At 67.7% G+C, this 16,663-nt stretch carries 28 protein-coding genes and 1 pseudogene; 21 read left to right on the top strand and 8 right to left on the bottom strand.

Annotation, left to right across the window (positions count from 1 at the left end; genetic code table 11):
* Positions 1 to 28 precede the first annotated feature (28 nt).
* On the bottom strand, positions 29 to 1,108 hold the full coding sequence (locus Q1K33_RS01445; RefSeq protein WP_300399900.1) for a site-specific integrase: 1,080 nt from the start codon (positions 1,106 to 1,108) through the stop codon (positions 29 to 31).
* Positions 1,101 to 1,760: a hypothetical protein gene (locus Q1K33_RS01440; protein WP_300399899.1), complete on the bottom strand. Its 660-nt coding sequence runs from the start codon at positions 1,758 to 1,760 to the stop codon at positions 1,101 to 1,103. Before Q1K33_RS01440 ends, Q1K33_RS01445 begins: the two co-directional genes overlap by 8 nt.
* 100 nt (positions 1,761 to 1,860) lie before the next feature.
* Here Q1K33_RS01440 and Q1K33_RS01435 point away from each other — a divergent pair, with 100 nt between their 5' ends.
* The 20 genes from Q1K33_RS01435 to Q1K33_RS01340 all read left to right on the top strand — a co-directional run bounded on the left by Q1K33_RS01435 (position 1,861) and on the right by Q1K33_RS01340 (position 13,466).
* On the top strand, positions 1,861 to 2,040 hold the full coding sequence (locus Q1K33_RS01435; protein ID WP_300399898.1) for a helix-turn-helix domain-containing protein: 180 nt from the start codon (positions 1,861 to 1,863) through the stop codon (positions 2,038 to 2,040).
* Entirely contained in the window at positions 2,040 to 2,285 is a 246-nt protein-coding gene (locus Q1K33_RS01430; protein WP_300399897.1) for a hypothetical protein, read from the top strand. Before Q1K33_RS01435 ends, Q1K33_RS01430 begins: the two co-directional genes overlap by 1 nt.
* 280 nt (positions 2,286 to 2,565) lie before the next feature.
* Positions 2,566 to 2,841, top strand: a complete 276-nt coding sequence (locus tag Q1K33_RS01425) for a hypothetical protein (protein ID WP_300399896.1) — start codon at positions 2,566 to 2,568, stop codon at positions 2,839 to 2,841.
* Positions 2,838 to 3,377, top strand: coding sequence for a hypothetical protein (locus Q1K33_RS01420; protein ID WP_300399895.1), 540 nt, complete (start codon positions 2,838 to 2,840; stop codon positions 3,375 to 3,377). Before Q1K33_RS01425 ends, Q1K33_RS01420 begins: the two co-directional genes overlap by 4 nt.
* Positions 3,374 to 3,676, top strand: a complete 303-nt coding sequence (locus Q1K33_RS01415) for a hypothetical protein (protein ID WP_300399894.1) — start codon at positions 3,374 to 3,376, stop codon at positions 3,674 to 3,676. The genes Q1K33_RS01420 and Q1K33_RS01415 overlap by 4 nt, the downstream gene beginning before the upstream one ends.
* Complete coding sequence (locus Q1K33_RS01410; RefSeq protein ID WP_300399893.1) at positions 3,673 to 3,804, top strand: hypothetical protein; 132 nt, start codon at positions 3,673 to 3,675, stop codon at positions 3,802 to 3,804. The genes Q1K33_RS01415 and Q1K33_RS01410 overlap by 4 nt, the downstream gene beginning before the upstream one ends.
* A gap of 113 nt (positions 3,805 to 3,917) precedes the next feature.
* Entirely contained in the window at positions 3,918 to 5,630 is a 1,713-nt protein-coding gene (locus Q1K33_RS01405; RefSeq protein WP_300399892.1) for an HNH endonuclease, read from the top strand.
* 79 nt (positions 5,631 to 5,709) lie between these two features.
* Complete coding sequence (locus Q1K33_RS01400) at positions 5,710 to 6,927, top strand: phage portal protein (protein WP_300399891.1); 1,218 nt, start codon at positions 5,710 to 5,712, stop codon at positions 6,925 to 6,927.
* Positions 6,924 to 8,603 carry a hypothetical protein gene (locus Q1K33_RS01395; protein ID WP_300399890.1) on the top strand — a complete coding sequence of 560 codons (1,680 nt, stop codon included), beginning with the start codon at positions 6,924 to 6,926 and terminating at the stop codon, positions 8,601 to 8,603. Before Q1K33_RS01400 ends, Q1K33_RS01395 begins: the two co-directional genes overlap by 4 nt.
* Positions 8,603 to 8,782, top strand: a complete 180-nt coding sequence (locus tag Q1K33_RS01390; protein ID WP_300399889.1) for a hypothetical protein — start codon at positions 8,603 to 8,605, stop codon at positions 8,780 to 8,782. The genes Q1K33_RS01395 and Q1K33_RS01390 overlap by 1 nt, the downstream gene beginning before the upstream one ends.
* Positions 8,779 to 8,943, top strand: coding sequence for a hypothetical protein (locus Q1K33_RS01385; RefSeq protein ID WP_300399888.1), 165 nt, complete (start codon positions 8,779 to 8,781; stop codon positions 8,941 to 8,943). The genes Q1K33_RS01390 and Q1K33_RS01385 overlap by 4 nt, the downstream gene beginning before the upstream one ends.
* Complete coding sequence (locus tag Q1K33_RS01380; protein ID WP_300399887.1) at positions 8,940 to 9,236, top strand: hypothetical protein; 297 nt, start codon at positions 8,940 to 8,942, stop codon at positions 9,234 to 9,236. The genes Q1K33_RS01385 and Q1K33_RS01380 overlap by 4 nt, the downstream gene beginning before the upstream one ends.
* Positions 9,233 to 9,577 (top strand): hypothetical protein, encoded by a 345-nt coding sequence (locus Q1K33_RS01375; RefSeq protein ID WP_300399886.1) that lies wholly within the window; start codon positions 9,233 to 9,235, stop codon positions 9,575 to 9,577. Before Q1K33_RS01380 ends, Q1K33_RS01375 begins: the two co-directional genes overlap by 4 nt.
* 17 nt (positions 9,578 to 9,594) lie before the next feature.
* The gene (locus Q1K33_RS01370) at positions 9,595 to 9,996 is read left to right on the top strand and encodes a hypothetical protein (protein WP_300399885.1); all 402 of its coding nucleotides are present in this window, start codon (positions 9,595 to 9,597) and stop codon (positions 9,994 to 9,996) included.
* Positions 9,997 to 10,045: 49 nt separating this feature from the next.
* Positions 10,046 to 10,417 carry a hypothetical protein gene (locus tag Q1K33_RS01365; protein WP_300399884.1) on the top strand — a complete coding sequence of 124 codons (372 nt, stop codon included), beginning with the start codon at positions 10,046 to 10,048 and terminating at the stop codon, positions 10,415 to 10,417.
* Positions 10,417 to 10,722, top strand: a complete 306-nt coding sequence (locus Q1K33_RS01360) for a hypothetical protein (protein ID WP_300399883.1) — start codon at positions 10,417 to 10,419, stop codon at positions 10,720 to 10,722. The genes Q1K33_RS01365 and Q1K33_RS01360 overlap by 1 nt, the downstream gene beginning before the upstream one ends.
* Complete coding sequence (locus Q1K33_RS01355) at positions 10,719 to 11,012, top strand: hypothetical protein (protein ID WP_300399882.1); 294 nt, start codon at positions 10,719 to 10,721, stop codon at positions 11,010 to 11,012. Before Q1K33_RS01360 ends, Q1K33_RS01355 begins: the two co-directional genes overlap by 4 nt.
* A gap of 111 nt (positions 11,013 to 11,123) precedes the next feature.
* The gene (locus tag Q1K33_RS01350) at positions 11,124 to 12,422 is read left to right on the top strand and encodes a hypothetical protein (RefSeq protein WP_300399881.1); all 1,299 of its coding nucleotides are present in this window, start codon (positions 11,124 to 11,126) and stop codon (positions 12,420 to 12,422) included.
* 32 nt (positions 12,423 to 12,454) lie between these two features.
* On the top strand, positions 12,455 to 13,162 hold the full coding sequence (locus Q1K33_RS01345) for a hypothetical protein (RefSeq protein WP_300399880.1): 708 nt from the start codon (positions 12,455 to 12,457) through the stop codon (positions 13,160 to 13,162).
* A 124-nt stretch (positions 13,163 to 13,286) separates the two neighbouring features.
* A complete protein-coding gene (locus Q1K33_RS01340) occupies positions 13,287 to 13,466 on the top strand; it encodes a hypothetical protein (RefSeq protein WP_300399879.1) in 180 nt (59 codons plus the stop codon).
* Between the two features lie 57 nt (positions 13,467 to 13,523).
* Here Q1K33_RS01340 and Q1K33_RS01335 read toward each other — a convergent pair whose 3' ends face one another.
* From Q1K33_RS01335 to Q1K33_RS01320, 4 genes are all read right to left on the bottom strand, one after another.
* Positions 13,524 to 13,808 (bottom strand): hypothetical protein, encoded by a 285-nt coding sequence (locus tag Q1K33_RS01335; protein ID WP_300399878.1) that lies wholly within the window; start codon positions 13,806 to 13,808, stop codon positions 13,524 to 13,526.
* On the bottom strand, positions 13,805 to 13,945 hold the full coding sequence (locus tag Q1K33_RS01330; protein WP_300399877.1) for a hypothetical protein: 141 nt from the start codon (positions 13,943 to 13,945) through the stop codon (positions 13,805 to 13,807). Before Q1K33_RS01330 ends, Q1K33_RS01335 begins: the two co-directional genes overlap by 4 nt.
* Positions 13,946 to 14,204: 259 nt before the next feature.
* Positions 14,205 to 14,546 carry a hypothetical protein gene (locus Q1K33_RS01325; protein WP_300399876.1) on the bottom strand — a complete coding sequence of 114 codons (342 nt, stop codon included), beginning with the start codon at positions 14,544 to 14,546 and terminating at the stop codon, positions 14,205 to 14,207.
* A 591-nt stretch (positions 14,547 to 15,137) separates the two neighbouring features.
* Positions 15,138 to 15,431: a hypothetical protein gene (locus tag Q1K33_RS01320; RefSeq protein ID WP_300399875.1), complete on the bottom strand. Its 294-nt coding sequence runs from the start codon at positions 15,429 to 15,431 to the stop codon at positions 15,138 to 15,140.
* Between the two features lie 52 nt (positions 15,432 to 15,483).
* On the opposite strand from Q1K33_RS01320, the gene Q1K33_RS20720 reads away from it, so the two are divergent.
* Positions 15,484 to 15,687 carry a nucleotidyltransferase domain-containing protein gene (locus Q1K33_RS20720; RefSeq protein WP_363319613.1) on the top strand — a complete coding sequence of 68 codons (204 nt, stop codon included), beginning with the start codon at positions 15,484 to 15,486 and terminating at the stop codon, positions 15,685 to 15,687.
* Between the two features lie 278 nt (positions 15,688 to 15,965).
* On the opposite strand, the pseudogene Q1K33_RS20715 reads toward Q1K33_RS20720, so the two are convergent.
* Both Q1K33_RS20715 and Q1K33_RS01310 read right to left on the bottom strand, forming a co-directional pair.
* Positions 15,966 to 16,238: pseudogene (locus Q1K33_RS20715) on the bottom strand (serine hydrolase domain-containing protein); the annotation flags it as partial.
* A 265-nt stretch (positions 16,239 to 16,503) separates the two neighbouring features.
* Positions 16,504 to 16,647, bottom strand: coding sequence for a LuxR C-terminal-related transcriptional regulator (locus tag Q1K33_RS01310; RefSeq protein ID WP_300399954.1), 144 nt, complete (start codon positions 16,645 to 16,647; stop codon positions 16,504 to 16,506).
* Positions 16,648 to 16,663 lie beyond the last annotated feature (16 nt).

The raw sequence follows: 16,663 nt of genomic DNA, 5'->3' as shown, positions 1-16,663 counted from the left end.
ACACCCCCGCTGACCTGCGACGGAGCCATCAGGCACCCCCCGCAGTCCGCAGATAGTCCGCACGAGCCGTCATCGCGCTGTCGATGGCGGCTCGTGTGCTGTCGTCAGAGTCCGGCCACAGGTGCCCGTAGGTGTCGAGCGTCGTCTTGGCGCTCGCGTGCCTGAGCCTTGCCTGCACGACCTTGACGTCGGCGCCGCTGGCGATCAGGAACGACGCGAACCAGTGCCGCAGGTCGTGGTAGCGGAAGTCCGGCGACAGACCGGGCACCTTGGCCCTGGCCGTGCGCATGGCGCGCTCGAGGGTCCACGGGGCGAGCTGGTTGCCCCAGGTGTCGACCAGCACGGTGCCGCCGTCGGCCGACCATTCGGCGACGTGGGCCGACAACTCCAGCGCGAGGGCCTGACCGATCGGGATGGCCGTCTGCGACGTCTCCGACTTCAACGGCTCGGCCGGATACTGCACCGCCGGTGTCACGACACCGCGCATGAAGTCGACGTCGGCGACACGCAGCCCGCACGCCTCGGCGAGCCGCAGCCCGGAGAAGGCACCCAGCAGGATCGCCGCTCGCAGATGCTCGGGCATCGCGTCGTGGAGCGCCCAGACCTGGTCCGTGGTCGCGACGTAGGCGCGTTGCTTGCCCATTGGCGGCGAGGTCCGGCTAGAGCACGGCGACTTGGCCACGAGCCCGTCATGTACGGCATCGGAGTAGACCTGCGAGAGCCGAGCGTGCAGCGCGTAGATGTAGGAGTCCGCGAGCCCCTCGGCGGCGAGCTGAGCGCACCACGTCTTGACGTGCGAGGGGCGCACGCCGTCGAGCCGCAGGTGCCCGAACGTCACCTTGATGCGCGCTAGGTGGACCTCGGCCTGACGCACGGTCGATGAGCGATTGCCGCCGTAGCCCTCGAGCCACGTCTCGCACCACTCCCCCACGGTCGTCTTCGCCGTCCTCGGCGCGACGTGGCTGCCCGTGACCAACTTCGCCGTCTGCTGGTCGAGCCACGCCTGCCCGTCGACCTTGCGATCGAAGTGACGGGCGTGCTCCTTGCCGGCCGTGTCCCGGTAACGGGCGCGCCACTTGCCGTCGGGGCGCTTCTTGACGCTAGCCATCCTTGGCCTCCTCGTCGTCCGTGAGCGAAAGCAGGATCGAAATCATCTCGCCTGTCTCAGGGTCGCGAGGAGTCCCGTTCTCGTCGTACACCGCCGACTCCATCCGTTCCAACCATGCCGCCTGCTTGTCGACCGCAATGTCGAGAAGATCCAGAAAGTCCATAGCCAGGGGCACGAGGAACGGCTTCTCGGACCAAGTGCCCTGCAACGTTGGGCGGTCAGGCCGCGCCATGAGTTTGGCTTGTCGCTGTCGAACCACGTACTCGAATGAGTCTTCGTCAGTTTCTAGCAAGGCCAGTTCGAGATCGAAGAGCCGCTCGATCACCACATTCAGGTCAACGTAGGCCGATACCAGCTCACCCACGAGAGCCTGCGCCCGCCGCTGGTCACGAAGTTCGGGCGGCATCAGCAGGTCTTCGATCGGGAGGTCCCAAACCTTGGACAGGGCGATCAGTTCGTCGACTGCGACCTTTCGTGGCGGGTCTCCCTTCTCAATGCGGTAAAGCGCGGACCCCTGAATCGGGCAGCCCGCTTCCGACATGAGGCGCGCGAGCACTTCGTAGCTCTGGCCACGCTCGGAGCGCTCGACGGCCATGCGGCTCGCCAGATTCGTCTCGGACCTGATGGTCCGGGGTGGATTCGCCTTCGGCACCTGGGCCTCCTCGTTTCATCCTGCAACGGACTGTAGTTGCTATGACACGTCACGGCAAGCACCGTTGAACCACAGTCACCAACGAGGAGAGACGGTCACCATGGATGAGCTTCTGCGGATGGACGAGGTCGCGGCGCGGACCGGCGTTCCGATCAACACACTTCGCTACTGGCGCCAGAACAAGATCGGACCGCGGGCAGGCAAGCTCGGCCGCCGCGTCGTCTACCGCGAGGCCGACGTGCAGGCGTGGATCGACGCCCAGTTCGAGAGCGCGAGCTGATGGCGCGCAAGTTCAACCAGAGCGATCCCACCGCCAACAAGGCGATCGCCAACGCTGACAAGGCGCGCAAGGCGTCGCCCAAGCGCCGACTGGCCGACGAGTTCCCCGAGATCTTCGACGACCTCAGCGACTACGGTCAGCGCTTCGTTGCCATGCGGGCATGGGGATTCGCCGGTGAGAACGTCTGGGCCATCACGCTTGACCACCTCCAGAAGGCCCGAGCGGAGTACGGGGCCAAGCTGTGAGCCGCCGTCCCACGATCACGGTCGTGCTGGACGGCTACTCGAGCCTGGTGCGCGGCTACGGCAGCCGCGACATGGTGCAGGCCGTCACGGGACGCCCGCCGACGTATTCGAGCGTCCGCAAGGGATGGAGTTGCCAAGAGGACACCGCCAGGGACGTCATCGCGGTCGCCGAGGCGAGGAACTGCGACATCGTCATCACCGGCGGTAGGTCACCCCGACCGGAACCCGATCAACGACCGCCGCACCAACCCGAGCAGCCCGACCCTGGTCGTGGTCTCTGGTGAGCATCCGAGGAGAGGTCTACATCGACCTGCGGACCGAGCCGTCGGCCGAGGAGTTGACCCGGGACCGCAAGGCCCTGTCGATCCTCGACCACCCCGACGGCGTGCGAATCGTCGTCGACATCGGCAAACGGACGTACCTGAATCAGGACACCGCCTGGTGGATCAACCGACACGCCGATCGGCTGGAGCTGACCATCCGAGGCGCCGAGGTCGACGCCGTGGCTCGCTTCGTTCTCGGCGCCCGTGCCGGCGACACCGGGGCGGTGGCATGAGTGGACCGAAGCGTGACATCGACAAGTGGCGAAACGCTGTCCTCAAGCACCCGCACATCTCGGATGGGTGCCGGGTCCTCCTCCTCGTGCTGGCCGACAACATGACGACCGACCTCAAGGTGTCGGTCTCCCATGACCAGTTGGCCCGCAAGCTCAACAGGTCAGAGCGTCGCATCGGCGGACGCTTCCGCGAGGCCGTGGGCGAGAAGCCTGAGCCTGATCCCGAGAAGGCGCGCCGCAACTACGAGACGCGGCTCCTCGACCGGATCTCGCGCGGGCAGAAGAACGCCCGCTCGGTCTACCAGGGACTCATGCCCGATCCGGTCAGCCGGACACACGGGTGTCCTGATGACAATGAGTTTCAACCGGACGGATTACAGCCTGTTGAGAATGACCAGAAGTGTCCGGTTGAGAAATTCGGAAACCGCGTGGCTGCGCCATCTCTGGATTCTCAGTCGGACACACGGGTGTCCGACCTACTAGGGAACCCACCGTCTGGCGGACCCAACCGCCGTGAGAACAGGCGGGCATCATGACGACCATCGTGCTCAGCAGCACCGTCACGGTGCGCGCCCAGATGCGCGTCCAATCCGAGAACGTCGACCTCGAGCACTGGCACCGTCTCGGCTGCCTGGCCTGGGTCCACGCCGACCAGCACGGCCACGCCCGCATGGCCACCGGACAGGCCGGCCGTGAGCTGTGCCTGTCGGTCAACCAAGTCACCGACGCCATCGCTGTGGCACGTCGCCGTGGCTGGCTCGACCCAGCATCAACAGCCCGGTGCCTCGTGCTGCCCGGCTGTGCCAACAACCCATGCGAGGAGCAGCACCGATGAGAGCCGTTCACCAGCTCGCCCCCGACTGCGGCCACACGCAGACACTCGGCTCGACCACCTTCGTCTGCATCGCCCCGCCACACCACCGCCCCGGCCACCACTACTACGTCAACCAGGACCGCCGATGACCAGCGAGTGGTCAGGTCGACGGGTCACCCAAGCCCGAGCCCTCGTCGCCACCTGGCTGCCTGCACCTTGCGCTCGGTGCGGGGTCACCGTGGATGGCAGCAAGGAGTGGGTCGTGGGGCACAAGGTCGCTCGCTCGCTGCGGCCCGACCTCACCTGGGTCATCAGCAACTGGCAAGTCGAGTGCCGGCCGTGCTCGGACGCCTCCTCGATGGCGGCCGTGATCGACAAGGCACGCGCCGAGGGGGCCGCTTCTTCCCACGCCGCGGGCTCGCGGGAGGCCTCCGGCCTGCCGTCCTCTCTCCCCGGGGCTCCTGGGGCGGCTCAGGGCGTCCTGGTCGAGGCTCGTGACGGCCTGTCGTGGCAGCCCGAGACCATGCGCGCCTGTGCGTGGCTGGCTGAGTTCGCCGCCGTCCCGGACGACGCGAACCCGCCGTTGTGGATGAGTCCTCCGCACCCCGAGGCGGTCGACTCCTACGGCGCTGCGGCGGTGGCGTGGATCGAGAAGGTTGAACGGAAGTCGTTGCGCTGGTGGCAGCGTCTGGCGATCGTCCGTCAGCTCGAGCACCGGGCCGACGGTTCGCTCTGCTGGCCGATCGTCCTTGAGTCCGCGTCTCGCCGCTCGGGCAAGTCGGTGCGCATCCGTGGCGTGGCCCTGTGGCGTATGGCTACGGGTCCAACCCTGTTCGGTGAGAAACAGGAGATCGTCCACACCGGCTCCGACATCGCGGTCTGTCGCAAAGCGCAGAAGGAGGCGTGGCGGTGGTGCCTGGCCCAGGACTGGACCGTCACCAAGGGCAACGGCAAGGAGGCCATCGAGACGCCCGAGGGTGATGGTTGGTACGTCCGCGCCCAGGACGCCACCTACGGGTGGGACACGACCCTGGGTCTGGTCGATGAGGCGTGGGACGTGAAGCCGAGCACGATCGACGACGGCCTCGAGCCTTCTCTTCTGGAGCGCTCTTCGCCCCAGCTCCACATGACGTCGACCGCGCACCGGCGCGCCCGCTCGACGATGCGCTCACGGATCATCGACGCGCTGACCCGTGACGACGGGGAGACCCTGATTCTGATCTGGGCTGCTCCTCCTGGTGCCGATGTCTCCCAGCCCGAGGTGTGGCGCGCGGCGTCACCGCACTGGACCCCGGCGCGGCTCAAGATGATCGCCGCCAAGTACGAGAAGGCGGTGGCCGGCGAGGTCGACCCCGAGGCGGATGACCCCAATCCGATGGCCGGCTTCTGTGCCCAGTACCTGAACCAGTGGCCGCTGCGCGCACGACCGGTCGTGCGCGGCGAGGAGCTGGTCTCGGCCGAGGACTGGTCGGCGCTCGCGGTCCTGCCCGACGTAGAGGCGGTCCCGGTCGCGGCTGCGATCGAGTCGTGGTTTGGGCGCGGCACGTCGCTGGCGCTGGTCTACCGCGAGGGCGATCGGGTGGTCGTGTCCGTCTCCGGTCACCCCGACATGGCCGGCGCGGTCGAGGCGCTCAAGGCGTCGGGCTTCCGAGGTCGCACGACGATCGGCAAGTCGTTGATGGGCGACCCGGCCGTGCGCAAGGTCAACCGTCAGGCATCGGCCCAGCGCACCGCGGGCGCGGTGGGGGACCTCGCCCGCTTCCTGGCTGAGGGCGCGTTCCATCACGACGGCGGTGAGCACCTGGGCACCCAGATCCTCGAGGTCCGAACCCAGCCAGGTCCCGACGGTGCGCGGGTGGTGTCGTCGTCTCGCGCGGACGCCGTTAAGGCCGCGGTCTGGGCGCTCACCTCGGCGCGTTCGGGGCACCGCCGACTGACCGAGATCGTGCTCCCGACGGGGGTCGCGGCCTCCTAGTACGGGTGGGAGACGGACTCACTCCGTCTCCCACCCGGAGGTTCCAGCACGCTTCGCGCGAGGGCTCCAACCTGAGGTGGTGACGGGTTTCTGGCGCTCTGTGTTCAACGGCCGACCCGACCCCATCATCACCGCCGCCATCGCCACGACCGAGGCGCCTACCGCCTTCGCTGTCGACGCCGACTCAGTGCCGCCCGAGGTGTTCGGGCTGACGTCCTACGCATCGACGACCGCGCCGGTTGCTCGTGTCTCGCGCCGCGAGGCCGCGCAGGTTCCGGCGGTGAAGCGCTCGCGCGACCTGATCGCGGGATCGCTGGGCACGCTGCCGCTGGTCACCGTCAAGCCTGATCTGTCGGTCGACCGCACGTCGTGGCTGACGCAGCCTGAGCGCGACATCCCGCGTTCGGTGACGATGACGCGCCTGGTCGAGGACTTGCTCTACGAGGGTGTCGCCTGGTGGAAGATCACCTCCTTCGCCTGGGACGGCTACCCGGCCAACGTGGTGCGCCTCGACCCGCGCTCGGTCGACGTCCTCAAGGACGGCCGCATCCACGTCACCGGCGACGGTCACCGCGGCATGGCCGACGAGTGGCCGACCGACGCCGAGCTGATCCGCTTCGACTCCCCGAACGACGCCCTCCTCGTGGCCGGCGCTCGCGCCATCCGTCAGTGCCTGATCCTCGACGCCGCCGCGCAGCGCTACGCCGAGGGCGCCCCGCCGCTGGACTACTTCACCCCCGCTGACGACGGCCTCGAGCTCAACACCGACGAGGTCACCGGCATCCTCGACAACTGGAACGCCGCCCGCCATGCACGCGCGACCGGGTACGTGCCCGCCGCGCTCAAGTACAACCTGGGCGGCTGGAACCCCGAGCAGCTCCAGCTTGCCGCTCAGCGCGACCACGCCGTGTTGGAGATCGCCCGCGTAGCCGGGGTCGACGCCGAGGAGCTGTCGGTCTCGACCACGAGCCGCACCTACGCCAACGTCTATGACCGCCGCCGCCAGTTCCTCGACTTCACCCTCGGCGGCTACCGCGCCGCGATCGAGGACCGCCTGTCGATGGGCGACGTGACCCCGAACGGCACGACGACCCGCTTCGACCTCGACGCCTTCCTCCGCACCGACGCCCTGTCGCGCTGGTCCGCAGCCAAGGTCGGGATCGAGGTCGGCGCCATCACCCCCGAGGAGGTCCGCGAGGGCGAGGGGCGACCCGCGCTCGACGCGCCCCCCGAAACCACGACGTCTCCGACGGAGGAGCCCATGCCCGAGCCGAACCCGATCGAGGTCACCGCATGAGCGAGACCATGGACGCCACCGCGATCCCCGGCGGCAGCGTCTTCTCCGTCGACATGGAGAAGCGCACCATCCGCGGCATGGCCGTGCCCTACGGCGTGGTCGGCGTCAAGGCCGGCAAGCGGTTCCAGTTCTCCAAGGACACCGTCCACCCCCGCGAGGGGATGAAGGTCAAGGGCTGGGCACTGCACGACCAGGCCCACGCCTACGGCGTCGTGACCGAGTGGGACGACACCGACGCCGGACTGATGGTCGCCGTCAAGGCCGCACCGACCCCCGAGGGTGACCGCGCCTTGCAGCAGGCCGACAGCGGCGTGTGGGACGGGATGTCCATCGGCCCCAGCGAGGGCGCCAAGTACGTCCTGCGCGACGGCGTCTACCACTCCGTGGAGATCCCCATCCACGAAATCAGCCTCACGCCTGCCCCGGTCTTCGGTGGGGCGCGAGTCAGCAGCGTCACGTTCGACACCATCACAGAGGAGCACGACATGACCACCTCCGCCACCGAGGCTCCCACCGAGCCCACGAACATGGCCGAAGGCGCCTACCAGGTCAGCGGCGTGCTGACTGGCGAGGTGTCCGCGGTCCCCACCGAGGGCGAGCCCGCAGCCGCACTCAGCCAGTCCTCGTCCGATGCTGGCTTCTCGCACCCGGTGCGCCAGATCGTGTCTGCCGGCCACTCGCCCGCGCAGGTCACCGAGGAGCTGCCCTACCGCTTCGACGGTGTCGCGGGTCCGCACTCGCTCGTCGAGGACATGCGCTCGGCACAGCAGGGTGACGCCACGGCCCGCCAGCGGTTCGAGACGTTCGTGGCCGAGGCGTTCGCGGTCACCACGACCAACACCGGCAGCCTCAACCCGACGCCGAGTCGGCCTGAGCTGTACGTGCCCAACCTGCAGTACTCGACGCCGCTGTGGGACTCGGTCTCCAACGGCACCATCGAGGACCGCACCCCGTTCACGGTCCCGAAGTTCTCAAGCGCCTCGAGCCTGGTCGGCGCGCACGTCGAGGGCACCGAGCCCACGCCGGGCGCGTTCGCCGCGACATCGCAGACGGTCACTCCGACCGCACTGTCGGGCAAGATCGAGATCAACCGTGAGGTCCTCGACCAGGGCGGCTCCCCGCAGGCCGACGGGATCATCTGGGGCGAGATGCTCAACGCCTGGTTCGAGGCCCGTGAGGCCCGGATCGCTACCGTCCTCAACGCCGTCGGCACCGCTGAGCTGAACCTGGCCGGCGCGGTCGACGCCGCACTCGTGGACGCCCTGACGGCCTACTTCGCTGGTCTCCAGTTCGTCCGAGGCGGCAACCGCTTCACCCGGTTCGTCTCCGACGGTCAGCTCTTCCCCGCGCTCGTGGGCGCCAAGGACACCGCCGGTCGCCCGCTACTGCCGATCGTGGGGCCGATGAACTCTCAGGGCTCCACCGAGGGCGGTTTCGACCGGGTGCAGCTCGGCAACCAGACCATCCAGGCCGCCTGGGCGTTGGGCGCCACGACCGCCTCCAAGTCGTTCTCCTTCGTGCCCTCGAGCGTGTGGGCCTGGGCCTCGGCGCCGAAGAAGTTCACGTTCGAGTACCAGGTCAAGTCCGTCGACATGGCCATCTGGGGCTACGCCGCCGGTGCGGTCCTGCGCGACTCCGACGTGAAGCCGATCGACTACACCACCTCGGACTCCTGATGTCCGGCGCGAGCGAGCGCCGGCAGGACCGGCAGGGCAAGCGGGGCCACGACGAGCACGGCAACGTGCGCCCCGCTGACGACCGCTACGAGCTGCATGACCCCGAGCAGGAGTCGGCGGTCGTGCGGACCCCGCAGAGCGCCGAGGACAAGCCGACCGCACGGAAGGCCAAGCGATGACCGGCAAGGCCAACCACAAGCTGGGCGACGTCATCGCGGTCAAGCCCGCCGGGGTCGTGACCCGACCCGACGGCACGACCCACATCGTCATCCGTGGCGCGTTCTACCTTGACCAGGTCGGCACGTTCATCGTCGACGGCACCAAGGTCACAGTCGAGTGAGTGAGGTGCCGGTGCCCACCGTCGAGGAGGTGGCCAACGAGATCGGGAAGATTGCCTCGGTCATCGGGTCTGCCTACCTCGCCGAGGTCACCGACCAGGCCTCACGGTGCCGGGTGGAGCCCTACACCGACGCCTTGGCCGCTGCGCTGTGCCGCCGGGTCCTGCGCGCGGTGAACATGGCGAACCTTCCCCTGGGCCTGTTGCAGGACGAGACCGGCGCGACCCGCGTCGGCTCGACCGACCCCGAGGTCCGCAGGCTCGAGGGTCCCTACCGTCGGGTGGTGATCGGATGAGTACCCGCGAGGACATCGCCGCAGCCGCGGGCGAGGTCGGCGGCATCACCGCTCACGAGCACGTCGTGGGCGACACGACACCGGGCACCGTCTACCCGCGACTGGACCGCATCGAGTACCCCAACACCTTCGGGGGCGTGGCGCACTGGAACGTCGTCCTGGTCCTGCCCCAGGACATCGCCGACGCAGAGCGCTACCTCGCAGACACGATCAACCCGCTACGCGAGGCACTGGCCCCGCACCTGGTCGTCACCTCGGTGACCCCGCAGCGGCTACAGCTCGACGGCGTCGGCCTCCTGCCGGTCGCCTTCTTCAACGGACACAGGGAGGCGGACGAATGACCGCGCTCGGAACACGCATGCTCACTCTCACCATCGGCGGCGACGAGTACACCGCCCAGGTCTCCGACTGCCGCATCACCGCGGGCGACTCCGACGGCGGATTCCTCTCCTTCGCTGCCGCCGCCGGTGGTGGCTCTCGTGACTACAATCTTGCGTTCACCGCTGTGCAGGACCCGGCAGCGGACACGATCTGGGACCTGGTCTGGACTCAGGCCGGCTCCACGGTCGCGGCTGTCATCAAGCCCAACGGCGGCGACACCACCGCCACCCCGACCCAGCCGCACTTCACCGGCAACGTGGTCATCTCAGAGCCCGACGGCGACCTCCTCGGCGGCGAGGCCAACACCTCGGCCACCGCACGGTTCACCTTCGCCGCTCAGTGGACATACACCGCCAAGCCCATCCGCGTCACCTCCTGACCCCGGGCGACCTGAGATGCACCTGGGGACCCGGTCGCTAACGCTGAGCGTGGACGGCGTCTCGCGTACAAGCGACGTCTCCGACTGCCGCATCGTCAGCACGACCGCCAATCGCCCGCGCCTTCTCTACCAGCTCCCACCACGCGAGTACCGCCTCACCGCCACAGCCGCCCAGGACGTCACCGAGGACTCGCTATGGAGCCTCATCTGGAACCGCGCGGGCGAGTTCGTCGAGGTCGACCTACGCCCGGCCGGCGGCGAGATGCCCACCGAGGACCAGCCCTGGTTCACCGGCACCGTGCTCATCACCGAGACCGACGGCGACCTCCTCGGAGGAGCAGCCGAGGCATCGCCCACCACCCGGTTCACCTTCGACATCGACTGGGCATTCACCGCCAAGCCGACACGGGTCACGCTCTGATGGCCACCTCAACGGTCACCGGAGCTGACGACGTCGCCCGCGCCCTCGACGACCTCTCAGCCGCACTCGCCGACCTCGGCGGCGCCCTGGCAACTACCGCCCGAGCCCGCGCCGCCTTCTACGCCCCATCGCGCGCTCGCCTCGACGGCACCGTGGTCAGTGGCTCGAGCACCGCCCTGTCCTACCTCGGCGTCATCAGCCCCGCCGGGTTCGCCAAGGCCATCGACACCGACATCACCCGCTACGCCGCCCAGGACCTCGAGCACGAGGTCAACAACGCCATCCAGAGAGCAGGACTCACATGACCGCCACCAAGGCCCAGGCGACCCCCACAGAGGTCGACAAGCCCACCCCCAACGACCTGTTCGAGTCGATGACCGGCTTCGACGAGATCGCCGTCGCCCGCAGCTTCGGCGCCGAGATCACCACCATGCGCGAGCAGCCGTTCACGTTCATGCGCGCTCTGCTGTTCGTCCAGGCCCGCCGCGACGGGATGAGCGACGCCAAGGCCCGAGAGCACGCCCTGGGGCTGACCGTGCGCGAGGTCAACGACTCGTTCAGCGAGGACGTGGACGACGAGGGAAAAGCGCAGTAGCCCGGTCGATGGCCCGCTGGTGCATCAGCACCGGACAGAGTCCCGAGACCTGGCGCACCCTCACCCGCCTCGAGCGCGAGGCATTCACCGACACCGTGAAGGAGGCACGACGTGGCTGACTCGATCAAGATCGCACTCCTAGCCGACACCCGCTCGGCAAGTCGTGGTCTGGACACGTTCTCCTCCGACACCACCAAGGCCGCCGCCGCAGCCAAGAAGGCTGCTGCCAACATCGACGCCTCGTTCGAGAAGGTCGCCGACTCCTCCGACAACATCGCCTCCAAGGGCTCTCAGGCCGCTGGGGCGCTCTCCGGGCTCGGTGGCGTCGCCGAGTCCGCCGGTGGCCCGTTCGCGGCCCTGGGCGGGGCCATGATCGCCGCCGGTGGCGCATCCCAGGCGCTCGCGGACGCCGGTGACCTCCTCAACGTCGTCACCGAAACGCAGATCGGCAAGAACATCGCGTTGAAGGCCCAGACGATCGGCACCACGATCGCCCAGAAGGGTGCCGCCGCAGCCTCCAAGGCCTGGGCCGTGGCCCAGCTCGCGCTCAACGCCGTCATGTCGGCCAACCCGATAGCCCTCGTGGTCATCGCCATCGCCGCACTGGTGGCCGCGTTCGTGATCGCCTACAAGAAGTCCGACACGTTTCGACGGATCGTCGACAAGGCCTTCGCGGTCGTCAAGAACGCCGCCGCAGCCGTCGCCACCTTCTTCACCACCAAGGTGCCCGCCGCCTTCGACAAGGTCATCGGTGCAGCACAATCGGCCCTCGGCTGGGTGAAGAAGAACTGGCCCACCATCCTCGCTGTCCTCACCGGACCGTTCGGCCTGGCCGTGCTGGCCATCGCCAAGAACTGGGACAAGATCAAAGCCGGCGCCGGCAAGGTCGTGGACTTCGTCAAGGACAAGTTCAACGGCGTCGTCGACTTCTTCCGCGGCATGCCCTCTCGCATCGCCAGCGCCGTGTCGGGACTCTGGAACGGACTCTCATCAGGCTTCCGCGGCGTCATCAACGACATCATCGGGTGGTGGAACAACCTCTCGTTCTCGCTCGACATCCCCGACGTGATCCCCGGCCTACCCGACTCGTTCAGCATCAGCACCCCGAACATCCCCTACCTCGCCGACGGCGGCATCGTCACCCGACCAACCCTCGCCGTCATCGGTGAAGCCGGACCCGAGGCCGTCATCCCGCTCAACGGTCGATACAGCACTGGGATGGACGACCGGGCACTCCTCGCCGAGCTCCAAGCACTCCGAGGCACGGTCGAGACCATCGGAAGGCGGCTCGGTGACTACGAGCGGAACAAGGACCGTCGTGCCAACCAGCAGGCCGAGGCCACTGGGAGCGCATTAGGGCAGGCGCTCAACGGGGCCGTAGCCCGTGCCCGCCGAGAGAGCAGGAACTGATGATCACCGCCGAGCCTGAGGAGTAGACCGAGATGAGCATCGTCGCCGAGACCGCCACACTGGCGCACGGCTACACGATGGCGCACATCGAGAACATCGCGTGGAAGGCTGCCCACCGAGAGAGGTGGCTTGACCCGGAGGAGGCGCACGACGCCGCCTGGCACGCGATCGTGATGCGTCTCTACGACGGCGACGAAGCCCCGCCAACCAGCCTCGAGCTCTACACGACCGGGCTGCGCGCAACACAGATCGCCGTGCGCCAGCACAACCGTGCTCACGGGTACGGCGAGGAACTCGGCGGACAGCGCCCCTCCTTTGGGAAGTACTGGCTGCCGGTCTCCGGTCCCAAGAGCGACTTCACCGACTCGCTCTGTGAACGCATGGCACTCCCTCAGGTCCTCTCGGTACTCACCCCCACCGAGTACGAGGCGATCGCCACGCTTGCCGTGCACGAGACCCCAGCAGCAGCAGCCGCCGCGTTGCGCATCAGCACCAACACCTTCTACGAGCGAGTTCGTCGGGCAAGGCTCGCCGCTCGCGCCGCCTGGTTCGATCTCGAGTCGCCCCCGGATCGGTCGATCAAGCGCACAGACGGAACCGAGCAGTGCCGCTCGGGACACCCCCGCTCGAAGTACGGCGAGAAGCTCGAGAACGGCCACTGGAAGTGCTGCGAGTGCGGCCGGATTTCGGGTCGGAAGAAGGCGCGCAAGCGGGCCGCAGAGCTGGGCCGGTCGGATTGATCTTGACATGGCATATTGCCTTGCAGATTTGCCTCAACTCGGTCGCCGAACAAGTCGACAGCAACACCGAGCGACTTGACCGCATTGAGGCATACCTCCGTCGAAGCTGAGAGATGATGTCGCCATGACTCAATACCTGATCAATGAGGCCAGCGGCCCGATGGGCGAGATGCCCAACACTAACGTCAAGGTCGATGCCGAGGATTACGAGGAGCGCGGGAGCTTCACGGTCTTCGTCGACGCTGAGGGCGTTGACGTTCTCTCAATGAAGACCGACAAAGTCAAGACGATCCGGCGCACCTGACACACAGAACGCCCCCGACTCGATACCTGCGAGTCGGGGGCGTTCGTGGGTGTTGATCTAGAGGCCGTCCTCGCCGTCGATCTGCTCGAGCTTGTGACGCTCGAATCTGTCGAGTACCTCGCTGGCCGTCCGTCCTTGGTGTCCAGCGATCACCGTCAGAGCAGAGGCGTACTGCCTAGTGAGTGCGACAACCAGACCTTGCACTCCCTCTTCGCCGTGACGCTTCGCCAGGTCGACGGCTACCGCCACGATCGCTGCCGACCGTGGCTCGCCCTCATCTTCCTCGAGCGCCAGTCGGGCGGCATTGATTGCGGCGAACTCGGCGTCGTCGTAGAACGTCATGAGTACATCCTCTCCCGCAGCCGCGCCTCGCCCGCGTCGTAGCCCAGCTCGAAGGCGTTGCGTGTCCGCTTCCGCATCGTCGAGCGGCGCACGATGGGCCAGTCGACCTCGGTGAGCCAGGCCCGCAGCGCGCTCACTGGTTCGCCCTCGCGAGGATGGATGCCACGACGCGGCGGCACGCCTTGCACGTCTCGGGCCGCATGTCCCCAAGCGCGTGGACTTTGGCGATAACGGTGCCTGTCGGATAGATCCAACGACCGCACCGTGCCTTGTACTGGACTCCCATCTCCTGCGCGAGGGTCAAGGAGTTGCCAGGCGCGATGTGCACGACCTTGGCCCGCTTCGGTTTGGCGGGCGACGTCAGCCGCTCAGCGTCACTCTGGACATGGGTCGCGCTCATGCCTGAGCCGCCATCCGGTAGCGCCGTGCGACGTCAGCCGCCCGCACGATCGCCATGCCCAACTCGTGTGCCTCGGCGTCGGTCATCGTGTGAGCGGTGTCCATCGTGTCGGAGTCGACAGCGACACCGGGTGCGCTCATCCCCGTGTCCTCGTGCTCGATCTGCACCAGCATCACGGCGAGACCGCCGATGATGGGGTACTCGGCGGGCGAGTGGTCGCGCACCTTCTTGCCGGTGTCGGTCAGGGTCTCCCAGCCCTGGTATCCGCCCTCGTGGCCCGCGCACCAGGGCGGGCAGATGGCCTCAGTGGGCCGGGTGGTCGTGGTGGTCATGCTCATGGTTGTGCTCCTTCAAAAGTGTTCGAGTGGTTGGGGCTTGCAGTCCGCAGACAGTCCGCAAGATGTTCACCAACGGCCACCGACGGCCGTTGACCGAAACAGGCGTTATGCCTGGTCAGAGGCGGGAGGGCCTCGACAGCCACCAACGACCACCACCGTGGGGCGAGTTCGAGCTGTATTACGACATCTAAAACCGGCCCCTGAGAACGCCCCCGCACCCCCGCTCACCTGCGGTGGAGCGGGGGCGTTCTAGCGTTCTGACCTGGGCGTATACCGCGCTTAGCGTCCGCCAGATAGGTCTGACCAGCCTTGATGCGAACTCGGCCTCGTTGGTCACGCGTGGGTCATAGGACGGCATCCATCGGCCCACGGCGAACGCCCCGACATGCCGAGTTGCGGACGTGGCCAAGCTGGGGCGCTCCGCGAGACGCACCCCCCCTCCTCCCCCCTCCCCAAGGCATCGGGTCGTGTGCCTCACCACGGCGCATGGACCGTCCTCAGGCACACGACCCTGGTGGGGTGGCCCAGCCGGGTGGCGCCCGAACCGGATCGGGGCGAGTCGTGTGCCCCAGCCCGGTCCATGGACCGGGCTCAGACACACGACCCTGGCGGGCGACGTTCGCTCATGCCGCTCTGAGGGCTCACTGTCTGCACCCGCGGTGCGGGGGTGTCGTCGCCGCCGAGCCAGAACCGCGCCTCGATCTGGCCAAGAGCAACGCCCAGCAGTACGGCATTCGGCTCTGGGACGACGTGTTCAAGCGCGTGGCGGTCGACTACCCCGACATCGAGACCGAGAGCGTGCTCGTCGACGCCATGGTCGCCAAGTTCGTCCTGCGTCCCGAGGACCTCGACGTCGTGGTCGCCTCCAAACCCAGTCCGGTCCATCGCTGGGGCTGTAGATCGGCGAAAGCCTCAGCGCGGCAGATTCGATGGAGACATGTCCGAGACAGCGTCGCCTGCCCGGAAGCCGCTCAGCGGCCCTATCGCTCAACGTGTGGCCGCCCGAAGTGGCGAGCTGCTCGAGGTGCTGCGCCGCCACGGTGTAACGAACCCGGAGATCTTCGGTAGCGCCGCTCGGGGCGACGACCACGAAGACAGCGACGTCGACCTGCACCGAACCCGACTCCGCTGCCGGCGTTGATGAGCACGACGACGGCTTTCCCCTTGGATGGGATCATCGTGGCGAGCGATTCGTAACCCGGGCTCGTTCCGGAGTGCCAGACGGTCCCGTTGCCTGCCGAACCATGGCGTGTGCCCGGTCGCCATGGAGCGATGGACCTCGCCGTCGGCGACGAGGCTGTTCCTCATGCCCATCGGTTCGAGGATGTGTTCTGCGTCGGTGCCGCCGACATTGTCGGTGTGGGACACGTTTCCTTGCCCGGTGGAGTAGCCACTTGTGTGGCTGAGGAACTGACGGACGGTGATGGCGCCGGCCGCCCGGTTCGAGAACGCATCGAGATGCTGCGACACCTCGTCGTCCAGGTCGATCTTGCCTGCCTCGACCAGCTGCGTGACGGCAAGCGCCGTGAAGCTCGTGGAGATCGAACCGGTGAGGAACGGGGTATACGGCGTGACGCTTTCGCCGCCCCGCCTGACGACACCTCGCGCACCGCCGACGTGATCTCCCCGTCGACGACCACGGCGTAGGTCAGGCCGGGTGCGCCCGACGCAGGCACCCCCTGTCGATGAGATCGTCGATCGAGCCGCAGGGCACGCCCATTTGTCAATGCACTACTCAGGCCGAGCACGACCATCAGCACCGAGCCTTCACCACGATCATCGGGTCTCAGGCCAGCTCCCTGACTGAGTCGGTCGTCCACTCGAGGGCACCCGGTGCTGCTCGCCAACCCACCCAGCAGGTGGTGGTAGCGAACCCCGGACGTGCGTCCTGCCCGGCGGCGCTGTTCAGGAGTGGGTGGCGAGGAGGTGGTGCGACGCCCGCCTTCTTGTGCTGGGCTCAACGGCTGTGTCCACCGCCGACGCGACCACTCTCATAGGCCCAGATCACGACTTCGACCCGGTTGCGTGCCCCGAGCTTGGCCATGAGTGCACTGATGTGGCTCTTCACGGTGCTCAGGGACAGGCGGAGCTCCCCTGTGATCTCGGTGACTGGTGCA

The sequence above is a fragment of the Nocardioides sp. genome, assembly GCF_029937575.1.
Lineage (GTDB): Bacteria > Actinomycetota > Actinomycetes > Propionibacteriales > Nocardioidaceae > Nocardioides.
The sequence above is the reverse complement of the archived record's forward strand: the minus strand, read 5'-3'. Positions and strand labels throughout refer to the sequence as shown.